The organism is Microbacterium luteum (genome assembly GCF_015277875.1).
Lineage (GTDB): Bacteria > Actinomycetota > Actinomycetes > Actinomycetales > Microbacteriaceae > Microbacterium > Microbacterium luteum.
This window is the reverse complement of record NZ_CP063814.1, coordinates 1,450,492-1,470,754: the sequence shown is the minus strand read 5'-3', so window position 1 is coordinate 1,470,754 and position 20,263 is coordinate 1,450,492. Positions and strand designations below refer to the sequence as shown.

At 68.9% G+C, this 20,263-nt stretch carries 20 protein-coding genes and 1 tRNA gene; 4 read left to right on the top strand and 17 right to left on the bottom strand.

What is annotated here, in order from left to right; all coding sequences use genetic code 11:
• Positions 1–11: 11 nt before the first annotated feature.
• Together otsB and IM777_RS07175 are read right to left on the bottom strand one after the other, a co-directional pair.
• Positions 12–779 (bottom strand): trehalose-phosphatase, encoded by a 768-nt coding sequence (otsB, locus tag IM777_RS07180; protein ID WP_194385079.1) that lies wholly within the window; start codon positions 777–779, stop codon positions 12–14.
• A complete protein-coding gene (locus IM777_RS07175; RefSeq protein WP_194385078.1) occupies positions 776–2,203 on the bottom strand; it encodes an alpha,alpha-trehalose-phosphate synthase (UDP-forming) in 1,428 nt (475 codons plus the stop codon). The genes otsB and IM777_RS07175 overlap by 4 nt, the downstream gene beginning before the upstream one ends.
• Before the next feature lie 127 nt (positions 2,204–2,330).
• On the opposite strand from IM777_RS07175, the gene IM777_RS07170 reads away from it, so the two are divergent.
• A complete protein-coding gene (locus IM777_RS07170; protein WP_071043113.1) occupies positions 2,331–2,591 on the top strand; it encodes a hypothetical protein in 261 nt (86 codons plus the stop codon).
• A gap of 203 nt (positions 2,592–2,794) precedes the next feature.
• On the opposite strand, the gene IM777_RS07165 is transcribed toward IM777_RS07170, so the two are convergent.
• The 4 genes from IM777_RS07165 to IM777_RS07150 all read right to left on the bottom strand — a co-directional run bounded on the left by IM777_RS07165 (position 2,795) and on the right by IM777_RS07150 (position 6,967).
• Positions 2,795–4,201, bottom strand: a complete 1,407-nt coding sequence (locus tag IM777_RS07165) for an IS1380 family transposase (RefSeq protein ID WP_194383877.1) — start codon at positions 4,199–4,201, stop codon at positions 2,795–2,797.
• 123 nt (positions 4,202–4,324) lie between these two features.
• Positions 4,325–5,509: an acetyl-CoA C-acetyltransferase gene (locus tag IM777_RS07160; RefSeq protein ID WP_194385077.1), complete on the bottom strand. Its 1,185-nt coding sequence runs from the start codon at positions 5,507–5,509 to the stop codon at positions 4,325–4,327.
• Positions 5,506–6,189, bottom strand: a complete 684-nt coding sequence (locus IM777_RS07155; protein ID WP_194385076.1) for a 3-oxoacid CoA-transferase subunit B — start codon at positions 6,187–6,189, stop codon at positions 5,506–5,508. Before IM777_RS07155 ends, IM777_RS07160 begins: the two co-directional genes overlap by 4 nt.
• Position 6,190: 1 nt before the next feature.
• Positions 6,191–6,967, bottom strand: a complete 777-nt coding sequence (locus tag IM777_RS07150; protein ID WP_194385075.1) for a CoA transferase subunit A — start codon at positions 6,965–6,967, stop codon at positions 6,191–6,193.
• Positions 6,968–7,044: 77 nt separating this feature from the next.
• On the opposite strand from IM777_RS07150, the gene IM777_RS07145 reads away from it, so the two are divergent.
• Positions 7,045–7,869 (top strand): IclR family transcriptional regulator, encoded by an 825-nt coding sequence (locus IM777_RS07145; RefSeq protein ID WP_194385074.1) that lies wholly within the window; start codon positions 7,045–7,047, stop codon positions 7,867–7,869.
• 131 nt (positions 7,870–8,000) lie between these two features.
• Here IM777_RS07145 and IM777_RS07140 read toward each other — a convergent pair whose 3' ends face one another.
• The 10 genes from IM777_RS07140 to IM777_RS07095 form a co-directional block, all read right to left on the bottom strand.
• Positions 8,001–8,903, bottom strand: coding sequence for an alpha/beta fold hydrolase (locus IM777_RS07140; RefSeq protein WP_194385073.1), 903 nt, complete (start codon positions 8,901–8,903; stop codon positions 8,001–8,003).
• Positions 8,900–9,652 carry a 3-hydroxybutyrate dehydrogenase gene (locus tag IM777_RS07135; RefSeq protein ID WP_194385072.1) on the bottom strand — a complete coding sequence of 251 codons (753 nt, stop codon included), beginning with the start codon at positions 9,650–9,652 and terminating at the stop codon, positions 8,900–8,902. Before IM777_RS07135 ends, IM777_RS07140 begins: the two co-directional genes overlap by 4 nt.
• Positions 9,645–10,331, bottom strand: a complete 687-nt coding sequence (locus IM777_RS07130; protein WP_228480996.1) for a TetR/AcrR family transcriptional regulator — start codon at positions 10,329–10,331, stop codon at positions 9,645–9,647. Before IM777_RS07130 ends, IM777_RS07135 begins: the two co-directional genes overlap by 8 nt.
• Complete coding sequence (locus IM777_RS07125) at positions 10,315–11,883, bottom strand: class I adenylate-forming enzyme family protein (RefSeq protein WP_194385071.1); 1,569 nt, start codon at positions 11,881–11,883, stop codon at positions 10,315–10,317. The genes IM777_RS07130 and IM777_RS07125 overlap by 17 nt, the downstream gene beginning before the upstream one ends.
• Positions 11,880–13,004, bottom strand: a complete 1,125-nt coding sequence (locus IM777_RS07120) for a branched-chain amino acid ABC transporter permease (protein ID WP_194385070.1) — start codon at positions 13,002–13,004, stop codon at positions 11,880–11,882. The genes IM777_RS07125 and IM777_RS07120 overlap by 4 nt, the downstream gene beginning before the upstream one ends.
• A 1-nt stretch (position 13,005) precedes the next feature.
• Positions 13,006–13,881 (bottom strand): branched-chain amino acid ABC transporter permease, encoded by an 876-nt coding sequence (locus tag IM777_RS07115; protein WP_194385069.1) that lies wholly within the window; start codon positions 13,879–13,881, stop codon positions 13,006–13,008.
• Positions 13,878–14,591 (bottom strand): ABC transporter ATP-binding protein, encoded by a 714-nt coding sequence (locus tag IM777_RS07110; protein ID WP_071043096.1) that lies wholly within the window; start codon positions 14,589–14,591, stop codon positions 13,878–13,880. Before IM777_RS07110 ends, IM777_RS07115 begins: the two co-directional genes overlap by 4 nt.
• The gene (locus tag IM777_RS07105; protein ID WP_194385068.1) at positions 14,588–15,361 is read right to left on the bottom strand and encodes an ABC transporter ATP-binding protein; all 774 of its coding nucleotides are present in this window, start codon (positions 15,359–15,361) and stop codon (positions 14,588–14,590) included. The genes IM777_RS07110 and IM777_RS07105 overlap by 4 nt, the downstream gene beginning before the upstream one ends.
• Before the next feature lie 17 nt (positions 15,362–15,378).
• The gene (locus tag IM777_RS07100) at positions 15,379–16,584 is read right to left on the bottom strand and encodes a substrate-binding domain-containing protein (RefSeq protein ID WP_194385067.1); all 1,206 of its coding nucleotides are present in this window, start codon (positions 16,582–16,584) and stop codon (positions 15,379–15,381) included.
• A gap of 271 nt (positions 16,585–16,855) precedes the next feature.
• A tRNA-Lys gene (locus IM777_RS07095) sits at positions 16,856–16,931 on the bottom strand.
• A gap of 120 nt (positions 16,932–17,051) precedes the next feature.
• Here IM777_RS07095 and IM777_RS07090 point away from each other — a divergent pair.
• Positions 17,052–17,864 (top strand): inositol monophosphatase family protein, encoded by an 813-nt coding sequence (locus IM777_RS07090; protein WP_194385482.1) that lies wholly within the window; start codon positions 17,052–17,054, stop codon positions 17,862–17,864.
• Positions 17,864–18,454, top strand: coding sequence for a hypothetical protein (locus IM777_RS07085; protein ID WP_194385066.1), 591 nt, complete (start codon positions 17,864–17,866; stop codon positions 18,452–18,454). The genes IM777_RS07090 and IM777_RS07085 overlap by 1 nt, the downstream gene beginning before the upstream one ends.
• A gap of 369 nt (positions 18,455–18,823) precedes the next feature.
• Here IM777_RS07085 and IM777_RS07080 read toward each other — a convergent pair whose 3' ends face one another.
• Entirely contained in the window at positions 18,824–20,107 is a 1,284-nt protein-coding gene (locus tag IM777_RS07080) for an LCP family protein (protein WP_228480994.1), read from the bottom strand.
• Positions 20,108–20,263 lie beyond the last annotated feature (156 nt).

Genomic DNA, 20,263 nt, shown 5'->3' with positions numbered 1-20,263 from the left:
GGTGCGTTCGGTCACCGCGGGCTGGAGCGCTCGGTCGCCAGTCTCGTCAGGAGGGCGGCGAAGGCGGGGATGTCGGGGACCGACACCGTCGCGTGCGTGTCGCGCGAGCCGATGTGAACCCCGAGATCGTCATCGCCGAGGCTCGCCAGCGCGTCTTCATCCGTGACGTCGTCTCCCGCGAAGAGCACGCCGGTCGCGCCCACCAGCTCGCGCAGGTGAGCGACGGCGGAGTCCTTGCCCTCGTGCCGGAAGGCGTACTCGACGATGTTGTGTCCGGTACGGCGACGCCAGTGCGGCGCCTCAGCAGCGACGATCGCGTCGACCGCGGCGTTCGCATCCGCTGCCGTCTCCGGAGTGGCGACGCGGGTGTGGACACCGAACCCGAATGTCTTCGGCTCGATGAACACGCCCGTCATGCCTGCGGTGGCCTTCTCGGCATGGGCGCGCAGCGTGTCGCGGAGCTCCTCGTCGACGGTGTCTTCAGTGGCGTTGAGGGCGCCGCTCCCGGGCTGCCAGAACTCGGCGCCGTGGGATCCGGCGAGCCAGATCGCGGAGTCGTCGGCGTGCTCGGCGATCACCCGCAGGTCGTGGAGGCTGCGGCCCGAAACGAGGGCGACCGTGGTGTCGGGTGCGCGCAGCAGCGCGTCGACCGCATCGCGCGCCGCCGCGAGCATGCGTGCTTCCATCGGCTCGTCCTCGAGCGGCGAGAGCGTTCCGTCGAAATCGAGGGCGACGAGGAGAACGGGGGTGCGGGCGAGCATCGAGACAGGATCGGTCATCGCGTGCGGTTCTCCTTGGCGGTGCGGGCCTCGTCGAGTGCGGAGAGGAACGAGGCGGACCACGCCTTCACGTCGTGCTCGATGACGCGCTTGCGCATCGAGCGCATGCGGCGCGACTGTTCCGCTTCGGGCATCTCGATCGCCTGGATGATCGTGTCCTTGAGGGTGTCGATGTCATGCGGATTCACCTTGAGCGCCGACCCCAGCTCGTCGGCGGCACCGGCGAATTCCGACAGCACGAGCACGCCGCGGTTGTCCGCGCGCGTGGCGACGTACTCTTTCGCGACGAGGTTCATCCCATCCCGCAGCGCGGTCACGAGCATGACGTCGGCGGCGAGGAACAGCGCGACCATTTCCTCGCGCGGATATCCCTGATGCAGATAGCGGATCGCGCTGTGGCCGAACGTGTCGTGGTCGCCGTTGATGCGGGCGACCGTCAGCTCGATCTCGTCGCGCAGCTGGACGTAGGCCTCGACACGCTCGCGGCTGGGGCTCGCGACCTGCACGAGGGTGACGTCGTCGACGGCGACGCGCCCGTCTTCGAGGAGCTCGCCGAACGCCTTCAGGCGGTGGCGGATGCCCTTGGTGTAGTCCAATCGGTCGACGCCGAGGAGGATCGCCTTGGGGTTGCCGAGCCCCTCTCGGATCTCCCGCGCCCGGGCCTGCACCTCGGGCTTCTTGGCCAGTTCGATGTAGGTCTCGGCGGCGATGGAGATCGGGAACGCCTTGGCCAGAGCGATGTGTGCCGTGCCGTCGTCGCCCGGAACCGTGATGCGGCCGGCTCGCGTCTCGTAGCGGAACAGACGACGCACCGCTCGAGCGAAATTCCCCGCGTCGGCAACGCGCTGGAAGCCGATGACGTCGGCTCCGAGCAGACCTTCGAGCACGAGCCGTCGCCACGGAAGCTGCGAGTACAGGCCGTATGCGGGGAACGGAATGTGGTGGAAGTAGCCGATCGTGAGATCGGGACGCATCTCGCGCAGCATCTTCGGAACGAGCTGCAGCTGGTAATCCTGCACCCACACGGTGCCGCCTTCTGCGACGGCGTCCGCCGCCGCTTCGGCGAATCGCCGATTCACCCGCACGTATGCGTCCCACCACACGCGTCGATAGCGTGGGGCGGCGATGACGTCGTGGTAGAGCGGCCAGATGGTGTCGTTGGAGAAGCCCTCGTAGTACTTCTCGATCTCGTCCGCACTGAGGGCGACCGGGATGAGGCGGGTGCCGTCGAAGTCGAACGGCTCGACGTCGAGATCAGCCTGCCCCGGCCATCCAACCCAGGCGCCGTCGGTCTGCTTCATCACCGGCTCCAGAGCGGTGACGAGGCCCCCCGGCGAGCGGCGCCAGCCGTCTTCCCCTTCACCCGGCCCGGCATTGTCCACGGGCAGACGGTTGGCGACGACGACGAATTCGGCCTGGGTCACAGGGGCTCCTGACGGTGATCGGGCCTTCAGGCTAACAGCGCCGTGTTTCGCGCAAACGCCGCTTGACGGCCGAGCGGCGCAGTGTCAAGGGGCGACGCCGCGGCGATACCCGCGCTAGCGTTGCGGCATGCGTCAGTATCTCTTCGGCACCGGAATTCTCTCGGCGGTCACCGGCGGCGTGACGCTGCTGCGCAGCATCCGCAACAACGAACCCTTCACGTGGCGCACGGCGCTCGCCTGGCTGAGCTGGGGCATCTCCCTGGCCCTGGCGATCGGCGCCGTCGTCGACACCCGCCGGGCAGCGCGCGGGCACAACATCCCGCAGGACTCCCCCGTGGCGGGCAAGGAGGAGAAGCTCATGAAGAAGCGCCTCGCCAGAGGACGCTGAGCACTACTCCTCGCACTGACCAGAGCCCCGAGGCGCGTCGCCTCGGGGCTCTCGTCCGCCTCAGCCTCGATCCACCGATGAGCCGTAGTTGCGCCGGGGCGGCATGATCGGTGCGCGGTGACGTGTCGAGGGCAGGGTTGAGTTCCGGGCGTCGCATCCCGGTCGTCCACGTGGTCCTCGGTCGTGCCGCGTTGCGGCGATGGTCAGGTGGTTACCGTTGGCGGTGGTGCGTGCGTGATCTTGAAGAGTTGTGTGAACGCGTGCTCCCAGGGCCAGGCCTCGGGCAGGTGGAGCGTGATCCGGCGCGCGGAGCGTGCCAGCCGTGCGGGGACGTTGATCAGGGTGCGGCGGATCGTCGCGGTCGTTGCTCTCGCGAGCCGTCCCACCCGGTCGGCGATGACCCCAGCGGTCCGGGTGAGGTTGAACGCGATCACGGCGAGCACCAGCCAGGCGCTGTTCGCGGTGAACACCCCGGAGGGCAGGTGCGCGAGCGGCCCCGCTTTGAGGTCGGCGTGGACTTGCTCGATGATCGCGTGACCGCGGTGCGTCTTGTCCGCGGCCACCGTGTCCATCACGTCCTTCGCTGTGGTGGTGAAGAACGCGTGATGCCGCCAGACGTCGAACAGCGTCGGCTGCTGCACCTGTCGCGGGTTCAGGTCGGGGACCCGGCGCACCACCAACCGTCCTGCGACCTGTTCGGCCTTCTTCCTCGATCGGAACGCAGTGAACGGGACCTCGGCGACTTCGGCTTTGGAGATCAGCTGCCCGGTGGTCTCGTCACGGATCGAGTCGGTGTACTCGATCATCGTCCACGCGTCATCGGGGATGGTCGCGATCGCGGCCTTCACTGCGGGGTCCATCCTGACGGTCACCGACACGTCGGCGCCGGCTGTGATCGCGGTGCCGACGGTCGCGTGTCCGTAGAACGCGGAGTCCGCCCGCAGCAGCGGCCGAGTCCCTGCGGCGACACCGGTGCGGCGCAGGGTCGCCAGAGCATCGCCGACGATCCGTGCGGCCCCCTTCGGGGACCCGGTCTTCCCTTGCCGCAGCCGCTGCCCGAGGATTACCGGCGCCGACGAGGTGGTCGATGCCGTGGCGAGGAGGGCGTTCAGGCCGCGGACGCCGGAGTATCCGAAACCGGCGCCCTGCTTCTGGTATCCGTGGACCTCGATGATCGTGTCGTCAAGATCGACCATCACCCGCTCGCCATCGCCTGCTCGGAGCAGCGGCGCGTTGACAGCGAGATTCGCGAACACCCGGGAGGCGACGGCGTCGAGCTGGCGGACGTGTCCGAACCGGAACTCCCGCAGGAACGACCCGAGCGTCGACGGCGCATACGTCCGGTCGAACAACCGGCCAATTCCGCCATGGCGGAGCAGGTTCATGTCGTCGATCGAGTCCGCCCCGGCGAGCATGCCCGCGACCAGTGCCATCACCTTCGCACCCGCGTTGGCGCCCTTGTCCGCCGGGACGCTCAACCGCTCACGCGCGAGCTCGTCCAGCCCCGCGGAACGCGCCAGACGGAGCATCGGCACCAGCCCCGCGGCCGACACGAGATTCGGATCGTCGAACACCGCGGACACCCCAGCAGGAGCGTGCTTGAATTGCATCTACGAGATGCCTCTCGGATCGGGTGAATAGGGGCCTTAGACAAGCTCTATTCTTCCTGATCAGAGGGGCATTTCTACGTCACGACGCTCGCTCAGCGCCCCCGCCCATCGGTGGATCGAGGCTCAGCGCGTGAGGATGAGGGCGTCGCCCTGGCCGCCGCCACCGCAGAGGGCCACCGCGGCGGTACCGGAACCGCGCCGCAGCAGCTCGTGGACGGCATGGACGACGAGGCGATTGCCGGAGGCTCCGATCGGATGCCCGATGGCGATGCCGCCGCCGTGGGGATTGACGACGTCGTCCGACAGGCCGAGCTCCGCCTGGGAGCGCGCGACGACCGCGCCGAACGCCTCGTTGATCTCGGCGATGTCGAGATCCGTCGGTGCGATCCCCTGCTTGGCGCACGCCTTCTCGATCGCGCGTGCCGGCTGGGCGTGGAGGGAATTGTCGGGGCCGGCGACCTGACCCGATGCACCGACGACGGCGAGCACCTTCCAGCCGTTCTCATCGGCATGCGAGCGGGTGGTGAGCACGACGGCCGAGGCGCCGTCGGAGATCTGCGACGCGTTGCCGGCCGTGATGGAACCGCCCTCGGCGAACGCCGGGCGAAGCTTCGCCAGAGAATCGACAGTCGTCTCGGGACGCACCCCCTCGTCGCGGTTCACGACGAGCGCGTCTCCCTTGCGCTGGGGGATCTCCACCGGCACGATCTCGTGCTCGAACACGCCGGCCTCGTGTGCGGCGGCGGCCCGCTGATGCGAGCGCGCGGCGACGGCGTCCTGCACCTGTCGCGTGAGACCGAGTCGGTCGTTGTGGCGTTCGGTCGACGCGCCCATGCTCTCTTCGTCATACGCGTCGGTGAGCCCGTCGTACGCCATGTGGTCGAGCACTTCGACCGATCCGTACGCCCAGCCGTTCCGCGAGCCCATCATCAGATGCGGTGCGCGGGTCATCGACTCCATGCCGGCGGCCACGACCACGGTCGCGTCGCCGAGCGCGAGCATGCGGGCGCCGTCGATGACGGCGGTGAGTCCGGACAGGCAGACCTTGTTCACGCTCGCGGCATGCACATCCCACCCGATTCCCGCGGCGATCGCCGCCTGCCGGGCGGGGTTCTGCCCCGCACCGGCGGGGAGCACCTGCCCGACCAGCACCGCGTCGACCGCGTCTGCGGGTACGCCGCCCCGCTCGAGCGCACCGCGGATGGCGGTCGCACCGAGCTGCACGGCGGTGAGGGGGGCGAGCCGGCCCTTGAGACGACCCTGCGGGGTGCGGGCGGCGGCGACGATGACGATGTCGTCGGGGATCATGAGGTGCTCCCTTCGAGAGCGGGATCGACGGCGACGGCGGTGAGCGCGTCGGAGATGTGCAGCGTCGGCTCGGTGGCCGCGACGACGTCGGCGACCTCGACCCCCGGGGCGACTTCGATCAGAAGGAGCCCGTCGTCGGTGACGTCGATCACGGCGAGGTCGGTGATGATGCGGTCGACGACCCCGCGCCCGGTGAGGGGCAGCGAGCACTCGTCGACGATCTTGGCGGACCCGTCTTTGGCGACGTGTTCCATCAGCACGATCACCTTTCCGGCACCGTGCACGAGGTCCATCGCTCCGCCGGGGCCCTTGACCATCTTGCCGGGGATCATCCAGTTCGCCAGATCCCCCGTTCCCGAGACCTGCATCGCGCCCAGGATCGCGGCGTCGATCTTTCCGCCGCGGATCATTCCGAAGCTCGTCGCCGAGTCGAAGAAGGCGGTACCCGGCAGAGTCGTGACGGTCTCCTTACCGGCATTGATGAGGTCGGGGTCGACAGCGGCTTCGGTCGGATAGGGCCCCACCCCGAGGATGCCGTTCTCGGACTGGAGCACGACGGTCACCCCGTCCGGCACATGGTTGGGCACGAGGGTCGGCAGACCGATGCCGAGGTTCACATACGAGCCGTCGGCGAGTTCCTGAGCGGCACGGGCGGCCATCTCGATACGGGTGAGGGCCATCTCACACCTCCTGTTCCGTGCGGACCGTGCGCCGCTCGATGCGCTTCTCGATATCCGTGCCGACCTCGACGAGGCGATGCACGAAGACGCCGGGAAGGTGCACATCGTCGGGATCGATGGCGCCGGGCTCGACCAGCTCCTCGACCTGCGCGATGCACACGCGTCCGGCCATGGCGGCGAGCGGATTGAAGTTGCGCGCGGCCTTGTTGAAGACGAGGTTGCCGTGACGGTCGCCGCGCAGCGCGTGCACGAGGGAGAAGTCCGTGCTGATCGCCTCCTCGAGCAGGAAGTCCTTCTGCGAGCCGTTCACGGTGAAGCTGCGCACGTCCTTCGCCGGTGACGCCAGGGCGATGCCGCCGGCGCCGTCGTAGCGCTGCGGGAGTCCCCCCTCGGCGACCTGCGTGCCGACGCCGGTCTGCGTATAGAACGCGGCGATGCCGGATCCGCCCGCGCGCAACTTCTCCGCGAGCGTGCCCTGCGGGGTCAGCTCGAGCTCGAGTTCGCCCGACAGGAACTGCCGTTCGAACTCCTTGTTCTCCCCGACGTACGACGAGGTCATCTTGCGGATGCGCTTGGCACGCAGCAGCACGCCGAGGCCCCAGTCGTCGACGCCGCAGTTGTTGCTCACGACGCTGAGGTCGCTCGTGCCCTGGGCCAGGAGCGCCTCGATGAGGGCGATGGGGTTTCCGGAGAGTCCGAAGCCCCCCACCGCGAGCGATGCTCCGTCGGGGATGTCGGCGACCGCCTCGGCCGCCGATGGATACGTCTTGTCGATCACACGCACTCCTTCGTCGTCGCATCCATCCTCCCCCGGTGATCCGCGCGTCACCAGCGGGCTCTTGCGATGTGGATGCGATGGCGCGTACCGTCCACATCGTGGACACCCCTTCTTCCCGTCGCGCACAGGCGACCGTGCCGGGCGCGCAGGCGATCGCGCGCGCTGCCGCGCTGTTGCGCCTGGTGACCTCTGCCGGAGCCGACGGCGCCGCCGTCGGCGACCTCGCCCGTCGAGCCGGCCTGACGCGACCGACCACGCATCGGCTCCTCACCGCCCTCGCCCACGAGGGGCTCGTCGACCACGACGAGGAGATCGGAAGATGGATGCCGGGTCCCGAGCTCTACCTCATGGGGTCGGTGGCCGCATCCCGCTACGACATCACCGCCGTCGGGCGCGACGTGGTTCGATCGCTCGCGGTGCGCACCGAGGAGAGCGCGTTCCTGTCGGTGCGCCGAGGCGACGAGACGGTGTGCCTGCTGCGAGAAGAAGGCAGCTTCCCGATCCGCTCTTTCGTGCTGTCGGAGGGCGTGCGCTTCCCCCTGGGGGTCGCGTCGGCGGGGATCGCAATCCTCGCATTCCTGCCGCACCACGATGTGGACGCCTACCTGGCTCGACACCCCGAGATCGAGGCGTCGTGGGGACCGAGCCACTCCCCCGACCGCATGCGCGCGAGACTGCGGGAGACGACCGCGCGCGGCTACGCCGTGAATCCGGGGCTGATCGTCGAGGGCAGCTGGGGCATGGGCGCGGCGGTCTTCGACCGTGAGGGCCACCCGCAGTGGGCGCTGAGCCTCACCGGTGTCGAGTTCCGATTCTCGGCCGATCGGCTCCCCGACCTCGGCCGCACTCTGCTCTCCCACGCGCACCAGCTCACGTCGCGCATCGCCGCCGCCCGCCGCTGACTCGCCCGCCCCGCGCGCGCCCCCGCGCATCCTGTTCATCGAGAAACCACTTCCGCCGCGAGAAACCACGCAATGCGGTGCGTCTCGGGCGCGAACTGGTTTATCGCCACGCCCGGGCCTCGCGAGAAGGGTCAGACGAGGGCGAGGTGGGATCGGAGGATGCGCGCGACGACGTCGGCGCCGTCATCCGACATGACGATCGTGTAGTGGTTGAATCCGTCCACGCGGCGATGATCGATTCCCGGATGCGCGCGGAGCACCGCATCGAGGTGCGCCGCCGGGTAGAGCCCTGGCTCCTCGTTCTGCAGCCCGCGCGGCACGGTGACGAGCGTCGTGGGATGCGACAGCGAACGCAGCGCGTCGGGCAGCGTCGTGCCGGTGGTCATGTCGGCGGTGTCGTCACGCGTGACGGCGTATCCCGTGGCCGGACGGTGCCCCCCGTCGGCGGCCGGCACGAGGTCGTACGCGAAGTAGTCGTCCAACCGCGGTTCCCAGGCGCCGGCGAAGGCGGGATGCTCGCGCCAGAACGCCAGGTACGCGGCTTCGTCGTCGAACCGCATCGACAGCCGGGCGGCGGTGGGGCCGAGCACGGCCGTCATCGTCTCATCCGGATCCATTCCGGTCGGAACGGCAAGCGGCAGCCCGCCGTCGACGAGCACCAGTCGCGACACGCGCTCCGGATGCCGGTGGGCGAAGACGACCGAGACGAAACCGCCCATGGAATGGCCCGCGACGATCGCCCGCGACACCCCGACGGCGTCGAGCAGCAGTTCCAGATCGTCCGCGTGCACGGCGAGACCGGCGGGTCCTGCCACGTCGTTGCTTCGTCCGCGTCCGCGCAGATCGGGCGCGATCACGCGGACGTCGGCAAGACGCTGAGCGACCCACGCCCACGCGAGGTGCGACGAGGTGACCCCGTGCACGGCGAGGATCGTCGGCGTCTCGGCGGTGGCACCAGCCGGCTCCCAGACCGCGGCGTGCAGCGTGCCGCCGGGCACCGTGACGTCGACGGTGCGGTACGTCTGCGCGCTCATCGGGCGGTCCATCCACCGTCCATGGTGTACGACGCGCCGGTGACCATGCCCGCGTCCGGCCCGGCGAGCCACGCGACCAGCGAGGCGACCTCGTCAGGTTCGATGAGACGCTTCACGGCAGACTCGGTCAGCATGATCTTCTCGACCACCTCCGACTCCTCGATTCCGTGGATGCGTGCCTGGTCGGCGATCTGCTTCTCCACGAGCGGGGTGCGCACGTAGGCGGGATTGATGCAGTTGCTCGTCACCCCGTGCGCGGCGACCTCGAGCGCCGTGACCTTCGACAATCCCTCCAGGCCGTGCTTGGCCGACACGTAGGCGGACTTGTAGGCGCTGGCACGCAGGCCGTGAGCACTGGAGACGTTGATGATCCGGCCCCAGCCCTGCTCGTACATGTGCGGCAGCGCGGCACGCACGAGCAGGAACGGCGCCTCGAGCATGAGGCGCAGCAACAGCCGGAAGTCGTCGGGGACCACCTCGGTGATCGGTGCGACGCGTTGGATGCCGGCGTTGTTGACGAGGATGTCGACGTCCAATCGCAGGTCGTCGAGGGCGGTGGTGTCGGACAGGTCGACCGCCCACGAGCTCCCGCCGAGGCGCTCGGCGGCCTCGGTCGCAGCATCGGCGTTGAGGTCGGCGACCGTCACCTCCGCGCCACGGGCGGCGAAAGCCTCGGCGCACGCCAGGCCGATCCCGCTCGCGCCGCCGGTGACCAGCGCCCGCTTTCCCGCCAGGGTCTGTTCAGGCATCCGTCGTTCCTTCCGTTCGGCCTCGGGGGGCGAGGGCGTTGTCGATGAAGCGCATCATCGCGTCGAACACGTGCGCGTCGAGCTCTTCGGGAGGCACGCCGTCGGCGTCGCGCTCCCACAGCAGGAACCGCATGCCGATGAGTTCCCCCATGCCCATGAGCGCCCAGGCCGTCACGGTGGGATCGAGGCGGCGGTCGACGTCGCCGACCTGTTGCGCCGCCCGAAGGCCCTCTTCGTAGCCGTCGACGATGCGGGTGTAGTGCAGGTGCAGCGTGTCGGGTGAGACGAATTCGGCTTCGCGCACCACGCGGTAGAGGGCGGGGTGTGCGGCGGTGAAACGGAAGAAGCCCGCGAATCCGGCACGTTCGGCCTCGAGGCGGCTGGATGCGCTGGCCATCGCCTCGCTCATCGAGTGGCGCACGCGGCGATTCAGGTCGATCACCAGCGCTTCGAAGACGGCCTGCTTGCTGTCGAAGTAGAGGTAGAAGGTACCGAGCCCGATGCCGGCGCGCTCGGTGATCTTGACGATGGACGCCTCGTGGTACCCCTGCTCGGCGAAGACCTGCTCGGCGGCCTCGAGGAGGCGTCGGCGGGTCGCCTCGCCACGTTTGGTGAGTGGTCGCCCTGTCGCCTTCGACACGGCGGGCGCGTCCGGCTCGACGTCAGCGGATGTGCTCACGCGACACCCCCTCCACCACGCGGACGGCCCGCTCGCGCAGCCGCGCGCGGGCGATCTTGTCTATCGCCGACGTCGGCAGCGCCTCGACGAAGGCCACGGCGACCGGCACCTTGAAACCGGCGAGGTGAGTCTTCGCATGGGCGAGCACCTCATCGGCCGACAGCGTCGCACCGCGTCGGACGACGCAGAACGCCACGCCGCGTTCACCCCAGACCGGGTCGGGGACGCCGACGACGGCCGCGGCGGCGATGAGCGGATGCAGAACCAGGGCGCGCTCGACCTCGGCTGGTGCGACGTTCTCACCGCCGGAGATGTAGATGTCCTTCAGGCGGTCGACGATGGTGTGCACACCGTCGTCGTCGCGGTGGACGATATCGCCGCTGCGCAACCACTCCCCAGCACGTGCTCGGGCCGTCGCGTCGTCGTCGAAGAGATACCCCGCGAAGACGCTGGGGCCGCGCACCCACAGCTCCCCCGTCCCGGCGCCGGCCGGTTCGAGACCGGTCTCGCGGTCGACGACGCGCACGTCCACGTGCGGATAGGGCCGCCCGACCGCACCAGGATGCGCGCGCGCGTCGGTCTCGGACAGGTGCAGCACGTTCGGCCCCGCCTCCGTGAGCCCGTATCCCTGCGTGAGGGCGACGCCGCGCGCGGCCCAGCTCTCGCGCACCTCGCGGGGGACGGTCGCGCCGCCGACCAGCGCCAGCGTGAGTGCACTCAGGTCGACGTCGTGCCAGCCGGGATCCGCGGCGAGCATCGCATACTGCGTGGGCACCCCCATCATGGCCGTGACGCGCCGCTGAGACAGGAGCTGCAGCGCGCGGGCAGGCTGGAACGCACGCTCGAGCACGACCGTCGCCCCGACCCACCAGGCCAGCAACGGCTGGCAGTTCCACGCGGCGACATGGAACTGCGGGAGCATCGCCAGCACGACGTCGCTGCTCGTCAGCGGCAGGGCACCGGCAAGCGCCATGTTGTTCCAGAAGCAGTTGGCGTGGGTGAGTACGACCCCCTTGGGCGCCGCCTCCGAACCGGACGTGAAGATGATCAGGAGCGGATCATCGTCGCGGACCGCGCGTTCCGCGCCGGGCCTCCCGGCTCGAGGCAGGTGCGTCTCGACCGCGCCGGCACCGAGCAAGACCATGGCGGGGGCCTCGGCGACGGTGCGGAGCGCTTCGTCGGCCAGGACGACGTACTCGTCGTCGACGAGGAGCAGATCGGGGTCGCTGCGACGCAGGAGCCCGCCGACCTCGCCCGGGGTGAGCCGCCACGACAGGGGCACGAACGCGACACCGGCCAACGCGCATCCGAAGAACGCCACGACATGATCGGCGGAGTTGCCCGAGATCGTCGCGATGCGATTCCCGGGTCCGTACCCGGCGCGGCGCAGCGACGCGGCCAGCGCGGAGGCCCGGCCCGCAAGCGTGGCGTAGTCGACGGTCACGCCGCGGTCGTCGATGGCGAACGCGTGCGGCGACTGCGCGGCGCGATCGGTCACCCAGCGCCCGACCGTGTGGACGCCGGCGGACTCGATGGGTGCCGCCGTGCTCATGCGCGCACCTCGACGGGGTTCTCGGCCTGCGCGGCCGCATCGTCGATCTCCTCCAGCGGGCTCTCGTCGTGACCGGACCGCCGCCGTCGACGGAACAGCTTGTCGACGGTGCCGGCGATGCCACCGGGGAGGAACATCACCACGAGGATGAAGAGCGCGCCGAGGAGGAACAGCGGCTCCGACAGCGGGATGCGCAGGATGTCCGGAAGGCCGGCGATCGCCTCGGAGCCGGCGAGCACGGTGAGTCGCTGGTCCAGGAGCGTATAGAGCACACCCCCCACAATGGCACCCCACCGGAAGCCCACGCCGCCGAGGACGACCATCACGAGGATCGTGATGGTGAGGTCGGCCGATACCGCCCGTGGCACCGTGCCGGACTGCAGGAGCAGGTAGGCGACGCCGGCGAGGCTCGCCAGGACCGCGGCGATGACGAAGACCGTCAGGCGCACGGTGAACGGCGAGAGCCCCAGCACCCGCACGCGTTGCTCGTTCTCGCGGGTCGCACGGGCGAGGTGTCCGAGGCGGCTCTTGTCGACCCACAGGGAGACGAGGTAGACGATCACGAGGATCGCGAGGGTCAGCCAGTAGAGGTTGCGGGTGTTGACGACGCCGACCAGCGCATCGGGCACCAGGTCGGTGTTCAGCCCGAGGCCTTCCTCACCACCGGTGATGTCGGAGTTGCGCCGCACGAGCACTGAGCCCGCCTGCGCGAAGGCGAGCGTCACCATGGCGAACGGGATGCCGGAGACCCGCATCGACACCGCACCGGTGGCCAGCGCGATCACCATGCCGCCGAGCAGGGCGATGAAGACCCCCGGCCACAGCGGCACACCGAGGTGCTCGAGGGCGATGCCGAGACCGTACGCGCCGGCGCCGAAGTAGAGCGCGTGGCCGAAGGACAGCATCCCGGATGTGCCGAGGAGCAGGTTGTACGAGAGGGCCAGGGCGGCGAACACCATGCACAGCGACAGCAGTGCGAGCGTTCCGGGCATGTAGGTGGGGGTGGGGAGGATTCCCGGCAGCGACAGGTTGAGCATCGGGAGCAGCGCCATGAAGGCGATGAGGACGACACCGATGACGACCGGAACGAATCGGCGCACGTTCTTCGTCGAGCGCGGCATGTCAGGCCCTCCTTCCCATGAGTCCGGTCGGTCGCAGCAGCAGCACCGCGGCCAGCAGGATGACGACGATGAAGTCGCCCGTGCCGTTGAGATAGGTGTTGGCGACCTGCTGGAGCACGGCGACCAGCACCGAGGCGATCGCGGCGCCGGTGAGCGAGCCGAGGCCGCCGACCACGGTGACGATGAACGCGAAGATCAGCAGCGTCGCGCCCATGTGGGCCGAGACGTAGTTGGTGTAGTGCATCGCCATCACCCCGCCGATGCCGGCGGCGGCCCCGCCGATGGCGAAGACCAGGGTGAAAGAGCGGCGCACGTCGATGCCGAGGGCGGTGACCATCGCGCGGTTCTCGACACCGGCGCGGATGACCATGCCGTAGCGGGTCTTCTGCAGGAACAGCACGAGAGCCAGCAGCACCAGCCCCGCCGCGAGAATGAGCGCCCAGTACTTGTTCGGGATGCGCGCGCCGAGGATCTCGGTGGTCTGGGTCAGCCACGGCGGACCGGCGATGGTGATCGCATCGGTGCCCCACATGCCCTCGAACAGCGCGACGGCTGCCAGCGACAGGCCGACGGTGACGAGGACCTGTTCGATGTGCCTCTCGTACAGCGGTCTGATGAGGACGAGCTCGGTGAGGGTGGCGAACACGGCGCCGACGACCGCGCCGACGAGGATCGACAGGAGGAACGAGCCCCAGGAATCGGTGCCGAGCGCCTGCGCAACGAACCACCCCATGAAGGCGCTGAGGGTGAGGAATGCCCCGTGCGCGAAGTTCAGCACGTGCATGAGGCCGTAGATGAGGCTCAGACCGCTGGCGACGAGGAAGTAGAGGGCGCCGAGTCCGACGCCGGTGACGAGGGTGAGGACGAGGGTGCTCATGCGTGGGCCTCCGCGTGCACACCCAGCAGGCGCTTAGTCAGCTCGTCGTCGTCGAGGATCTCTGCGGCCGATCCGGTGTGCACGACGCGTCCGGCGCCGATCACGACGGCGGAGTCGGCGAGTCGTCGAACGACCTCGAGGTTCTGCTCGACCAGCAGGATCGGCACGACCTTCGCCGCTTCGTGCAGCGCCTCGGCGACTTCGTCGACGATCCGCGGTGCAAGCCCCTTGGTGGGCTCGTCCACGAGGAGGAGGGCGTTGTCGTTGATGAGGGCGCGTGCGACCGAGACCATCTGCTGCTGTCCGCCCGAGAGCGTGCCGGCCGGCTGATCGCGGCGTTCGACGAGGTCGGGGAAGAGCTCGGCGACGAACTCGCGGCGCGGGTTCTTCTGCCGCTCCGCGAGCGCGAGGTTCTCGGCGACGGAGAGTTTGGCGAACACCTCGCGGTCCTCCGGCACGTAGCCCACTCCCCGCTGGACGATCTTGTGGGTGGGCATCGTGTCGATGCGCGTACCGGCCAGGGTGACGGTGCCGCGTCGCTGGATGAGGCCGAGGATGCCGCGCAGCGTGGAGGTCTTGCCGGCGCCATTGCGGCCCAGGACGGCGGTGATGCCGGTCGCGGGCACCTCGAAGGAGACGTCTTCGACGACCTGCTGCCCCGCGATGGAGCACCGCAGGTGTTCGACGGCGAGGATGGGTGCGGCGCTCATGCGGCATTCCCCAGGTACGCCTGCTGCACGACGGGGTCCGCCATGACCTTCTGCGGCGTGTCGTAGGCGATGATGCTGCCGAAATACATGACGGCCACCTTCTCGACGAGGCCGAGCAGCACCTCGAGGTGGTGTTCGACCATCAGCACCGTGCAGCCCTTGTCGGCCTGCATGGTGCGGATGTTGTCCACGAGCCCGGCGACGTCGCCCGAGGCGACGCCGGCCATCGGTTCGTCCAGCAGCACGATGTCGGCCTGGGTGGCGAGGATCACCGCGATCTCGAGCTTGCGCTTGTCGCCGTGCGAGATGTCACCGGCGAGGGCGGCGGCCTTGTGGTCAAGGCCGACGGTGCGCAGCTTCTCGTGAGCGATCTCGACGGCGTGGTCGGCTCGGCGCGGGAAGTGCAGGAGCGAGCCCGACCCGCCTCGCGCTGCTTGAGCCGCCAGCCGGACGTTCTCGAGCACGCTCAGCTGCGGGAACAGGCTCGAGGTCTGGAAGGTGCGGCCCAGTCCCGCCCGGGCCCGCGCCGGTACCGACATCGTGGTGATGTCCTCCCCGTGCATGAGCACGCGGCCGGCGGTGGGCTTGACGAGTCCGGAGATCACGTTGAACAGCGTGGTCTTGCCAGCGCCGTTGGGGCCGATGACCCCGACGAACGATCCTGCAGCGACGTCGAGCTGGACATCTTTGAGGATCGTCGCTCCCCCGATCTGCAGACCGAGGCTGTCGACGCGGATCGCGGACTCCACGGGCGGGACGGGTGCGTTCATCGCTGCTGCTGCCCGCCTTACTGTGCTTCGGCGGGGGCGACGGCGTCGGCGTCGACCGTGTCGATGAGCTCGGGCACGAACGTGTCGCCGTCGGCGACGAGGCGCACCTGGTACATCTCCTGGATGAGTGCGTGATCACCCTCGCGCACCGTCATGGTTCCCTTGGGGCCCTCGAAGGTGAAGCCCTCGAGCGCGTCGATCATGCCGGCGACCTCGCCGCCGCCCTCGGCGATCGCCTGGACGATCATGACGGCCGCGTTGAAGCCGTCGGGGCTGAACAGGTCGGGTGTGCCTCCCTCGGCTTCGATGTACTCGACCATCGCCGCGTTGACGTCGTTGTCGGGTCCGCCGGGGAAGTAGTGGTTGAGGAAGTTGATCTGCTCGGAGGCTTCCCCGTAGGCGCCGAAGGTCGCGGCGTCGCCGAGGCCGGTCACGACCGGGATCTCTTCGAGGACACCCTGCTGGCTCATCGCCTGCCACATCGCCCCGCTGGTGGCACCCGCCCAGGCGACGAAGACGAGGTCGGGGTCGCCGGCGAGCACCTGCTGCGCGAAGGGCGTGAATTCGGTGATGTCCTCGGCCACGAGCACGGAGTCGACCTCGGCCCCCTGGGCGCCGAGGATGGCGGCGACCGCCGCCTCGTTGCCCTGCCCGAACGCGGTGTCCTGGGCGAAGACGGTGACCTTCATGCCGTCGAGGTCGTCGAGGAAGGTTCCCGCGGTCGCGACGTCTTGCGCGCTCTGTCGGCCCGAGCGGAACGTGTAGTCGTTGATGCCGGTGACCGCATCGGCAGCGGCGGGCCCGGAGATGTAGAGGACCTGGTTCTGCTCGGCCTGCTCTGCCACGGCGAGGGCGACACCGGAGGAGACGGTTCCGGCGAGGATGTTCACGCCCGACCCGATGAGCTCCTTCACCGCGGTGACGGCCTTGTCGGGGTCGCCGCCGTCGTCGCGGTACTCCACGTTGATGGCCGTGCCGTCGACTTCCATCGTGCCGTCGGTGGCCCAGTCGAGGCCGGCCTTGAAGCCGTCGAGGTACTGTTCGCCGTAGCCGGCGAGAGCCCCGGTTTCGCTGGTGACGATGCCGACGGTGACCTCGCTCGCGGCGCCGTCGTCACCCGAGGCGTCGCCGCCATCGGTTCCGGCCTGCGGTGCGCAGGCCCCCAGGACGAGGGCGCCCGCGGCGACCGCGGACCCCAGGAGGAACTTCTTCGTACTCCGCATGTGCGTGCCTTTCGCCATTGAGAAGGGTGCATGACCTGAAAGCTCATTCAGGTCCCGGGAACACCTAAACATGAGACCTCATTCAGGTCAAGCACCGCGCATCCCTCGACGCCGGTCTTGCCTCGAGAAACCCCGATTGCCGCGAAACATCGCGCATCGCGGTGTTTATCGTGCATTGCGGGGTTTCTCGTCGAGCCGTCAACCGCGTAAACCGGCCGACGGAACGACGAAGCCCCGGGATGCGGTGGCATCGTCCGGGGCTTCGAGGAGGTGGTGCGCCCCCAGGGACTTGAACCCTGAACCCACTGATTAAGAGTCAGTTGCTCTGCCGATTGAGCTAGAGGCGCGGAATCGATTCGCCGGATATTCCTGGGCGAACCGAGGGTCAACGTTACCATCACGATCCTCACATCTGAAATCGAGGAAGGTATCGGCCGCTTATCCTTGAGATCGTGCCTTCCCCCGACATGTCGTCATCGCCCGCGCGCGCCGAGCCCGCCGACCTGGAGCTCGCGCTGCGCATCGCGGACGCGGCCGACGCGGTCACCATGGCACGATTCGACGCGGCCGATCTCGACGTGCAGCTGAAGCCGGATCACTCGCATGTGACCGAAGCCGACCTGGCGACCGAGCGTGCGATCCGCGGGATCCTCGCCGCCGAGCGCCCGGATGACGGCGTCTACGGCGAAGAGTTCGGCGTCACCGGCGACAGCACGCGCCAGTGGATCATCGACCCGATCGACGGCACCGCGAACTACCTCAAGGGCATCCCGATGTGGGCGACCCTCATCGCGCTCGCAGTCGACGGCGTACCCACCGTGGGCGTCGTCGCCCAGCCCGCGCTCGGGCGGCGCTGGTGGGGCGCGACCGGGCACGGCGCGTGGACGAACTCCCCCGCCGGCGACCGCCGCATCCGGGTGTCGGATGTCTCGGACGTGTCGGAAGCAAGCGTCAGCTTCCAGTCGATCGGTCAATGGCGTGACTATGGTCGTCTCGATGCCCTCGAGCGGGTGACGAGCGCCGCCTGGCGAGACCGTGGTTACGGCGATGCGTGGCCCTACATGCTCCTCGCGGAGGGACGGCTGGAATTCGTGGCCGAGTTCGACGTGAAGCGGTACGACATCGCCGCCCTCATCCCGATCGTGCGCGAGGCCGGGGGCGAGTTCACCGACATCGACGGCGGCGACGACCTCGACGCCCTGTCGTCGCTGGCCACCAACGGCCGCCTGCACCGCCCGTTCCTCGACCTCATCCACGACCGCCTTCCGGAGACCCCCTGATGCCTCTGCCCCGCGCCCGCGCCGGCCTGCTCGTCGCTGTGACCGTCGCATCGCTGACGCTCGCGGCCTGCAGTACGACCCCCGAGACCGTCGTCACCGAAGATGCGCTTCCGTCACCGAACGCGACCTCTCCGGAGCCGACGGCGACCGCCGAACCGTCGGAGGACTCGGCCGAGCCCGTCTCGGCGGAGACACCGACGTGCGAGGGGATCATCCCCGCGTCGCTGATCGCGGAATTCGAAGCGGAGGGATGGTCGGTCGAGGAGGACGTCTTCCGTGTCGCGGGCATCGAACTCGCCGACGGCGTGCAGTGCCTGTGGGGCGACTTCACCATCGCGAGCGACCATGTGCAGCTGTTCGGATGGGCTCCCATCACGAGCGAGCAGTCGGGCACCGCTCAGGGGGAACTCGTCGCCTCAGGGTGGCACAGCGAACAGGACGCCCGTGGCGTGATCGTCACAGAGAGCGCGGACACCGCCGTCGCGACGGACGACGAGGGGTACGGTCTGACCTACCTCTTCGGAGACGGCTGGGTGAAGTGCGCCGACACCAAGCAGAGCATCGCCCTTGTGGAGTGGCCGCGGGACTGATGAGAACGTGAAGAACCCTCCGATCCGAAGATGTCGGACAGGAGGGTTCTTCGCACAGGAGCGAGAAGTCGCTCAGGTGGCGGCCCCGTGGTTGATGACGTGCAGCCAACGACCGAAAGACGTGTCTTCGCTCTCCACCGTGACCTCGGGCACGTGGGTGCTTTCTTCTGTCGTCATAGAGACCCCCTTTGTTATGCGGTTCCCTTACTGTGCACCATGCCGCCTTCGCAAGACATGCCCTTGACAGAAGTTGTAACAGTTTGAGAGCGGTTTCTTATGCCCGTCGCCAGAATCGCCGTTCTTAACGCTGCCGTCGCAGAGACGACGCGCGATTCGATCGCGTGGCGGATCGCCGTTCGTCCCACCCGGTCACCCCTCTGGCACCGTGCAGGTGACCTGCTCCGCCGTCGTTCCCGCGACCGTCGACGGCAGTGCCACAGCCGTCTCGGTCGGGCCGGGAGCGGACCCGCCGGTCGCTGACGTCGACGGGTCGGCCGTGGGCTCGGGCGAGATGGTGCCATCGGCATCCTCTCCCTGCACGACGACGCCGTCACCCTGGGATGCCTCGCCGGTGAGCTCGATCGGCTCGTTCGCCCGGATGGCCGCAAAGATGGCCTCGGCCGTCTCGGTGAGGGGCAGCACGAGGTTGTTTTCGGGGTTCCCGCTCGGCGCGTAGCTCGTGGGGTACTGCACGAAGACGATGTCGTCCATCGGCACGTCTTTCAGCGCCATCGCGATCTGCACCATCCGCGTCGGGTCTGCGAGGCCCTCATCCAGCACGAGTTGCCCGCTGTTGACCTGTTGCATCGCGGTGGTCGCGAGGCTGAACAGGGTCGTGGGATCGCGCAGGGTGTCGTCGTCCTGCAGCTTGCGCATGAGCGATGACATGAACTGCTGCTGATTCGAGATGCGGGCGAGGTCGGACCCGTCGCCGATTCCGTGACGGATGCGCAGGAACTGCAGCGCCTGCTCACCCTGCAGCGTGTGCGTTCCGGCGGTGAGCTGCAGGCCGGTGTGACGGTCGCTGATGTCGCCGGCGACGCAGACCTCGACCCCGCCGAGGGCGTCGGACATGTGGATGACGCCGGTCCACCGGATCGCGCCGGCGAAGTCGATGTTCATGCCGGCGAGATTCGACACGGTGAGCGCGGTGCAGGCCAGCCCGCCGTAGCCGTAGGAGGCGTTGATCGGCATCTGCGTCATCGCGGAGTATCGCCCGCCGTCTTCGGCGGGACACGACGGGATCTCGACGAGCATGTCGCGCGGGAATGACACGACCGTGACGCGTCGCGGTTCGTCGCTGATATTGACGAGCATCGTGACGTCGTTGCGTTCGAGCCCGTCGTCGTCGATCCCGCATCGCGGGAACAGCCGAAGGTCCTGGCCCTCGCAGGAGTCGGTGCCGACGAGCAGAAGGTTCACACCCCCTTCGATCTCGCCGATCGTCGGGGGAAGCGGGGCGTCGCGTTCCAGGGTGACGGCGGTTCGCTGCAGCGTGGCCGTGGAGTCCCACAGCGCGAAGGCCGCGACCGACAAGCCGGAGACGGCGACGATCGCCACGAGCACTCCGACGATGGTGAGGATGCTCCGGGAGGGCCGCGGCGAGGACAGCTCCCCATGGCGTGCCACCGTGTTGCGCCGTCGTGCGGCCATGCGTCTCCTCCAGCGTCGACGCCCGCTCCGTCGGTCGTCGACGTCGTTCCCCTCACGCTAGACGCTGGTGACCGCCCGATCCAGCTTCCGCTCCGCACTCGCCCGACGCCCGCTCGCACGGGGGCGACCTGTGGTCAAGTCCCCACATGCTCGGCC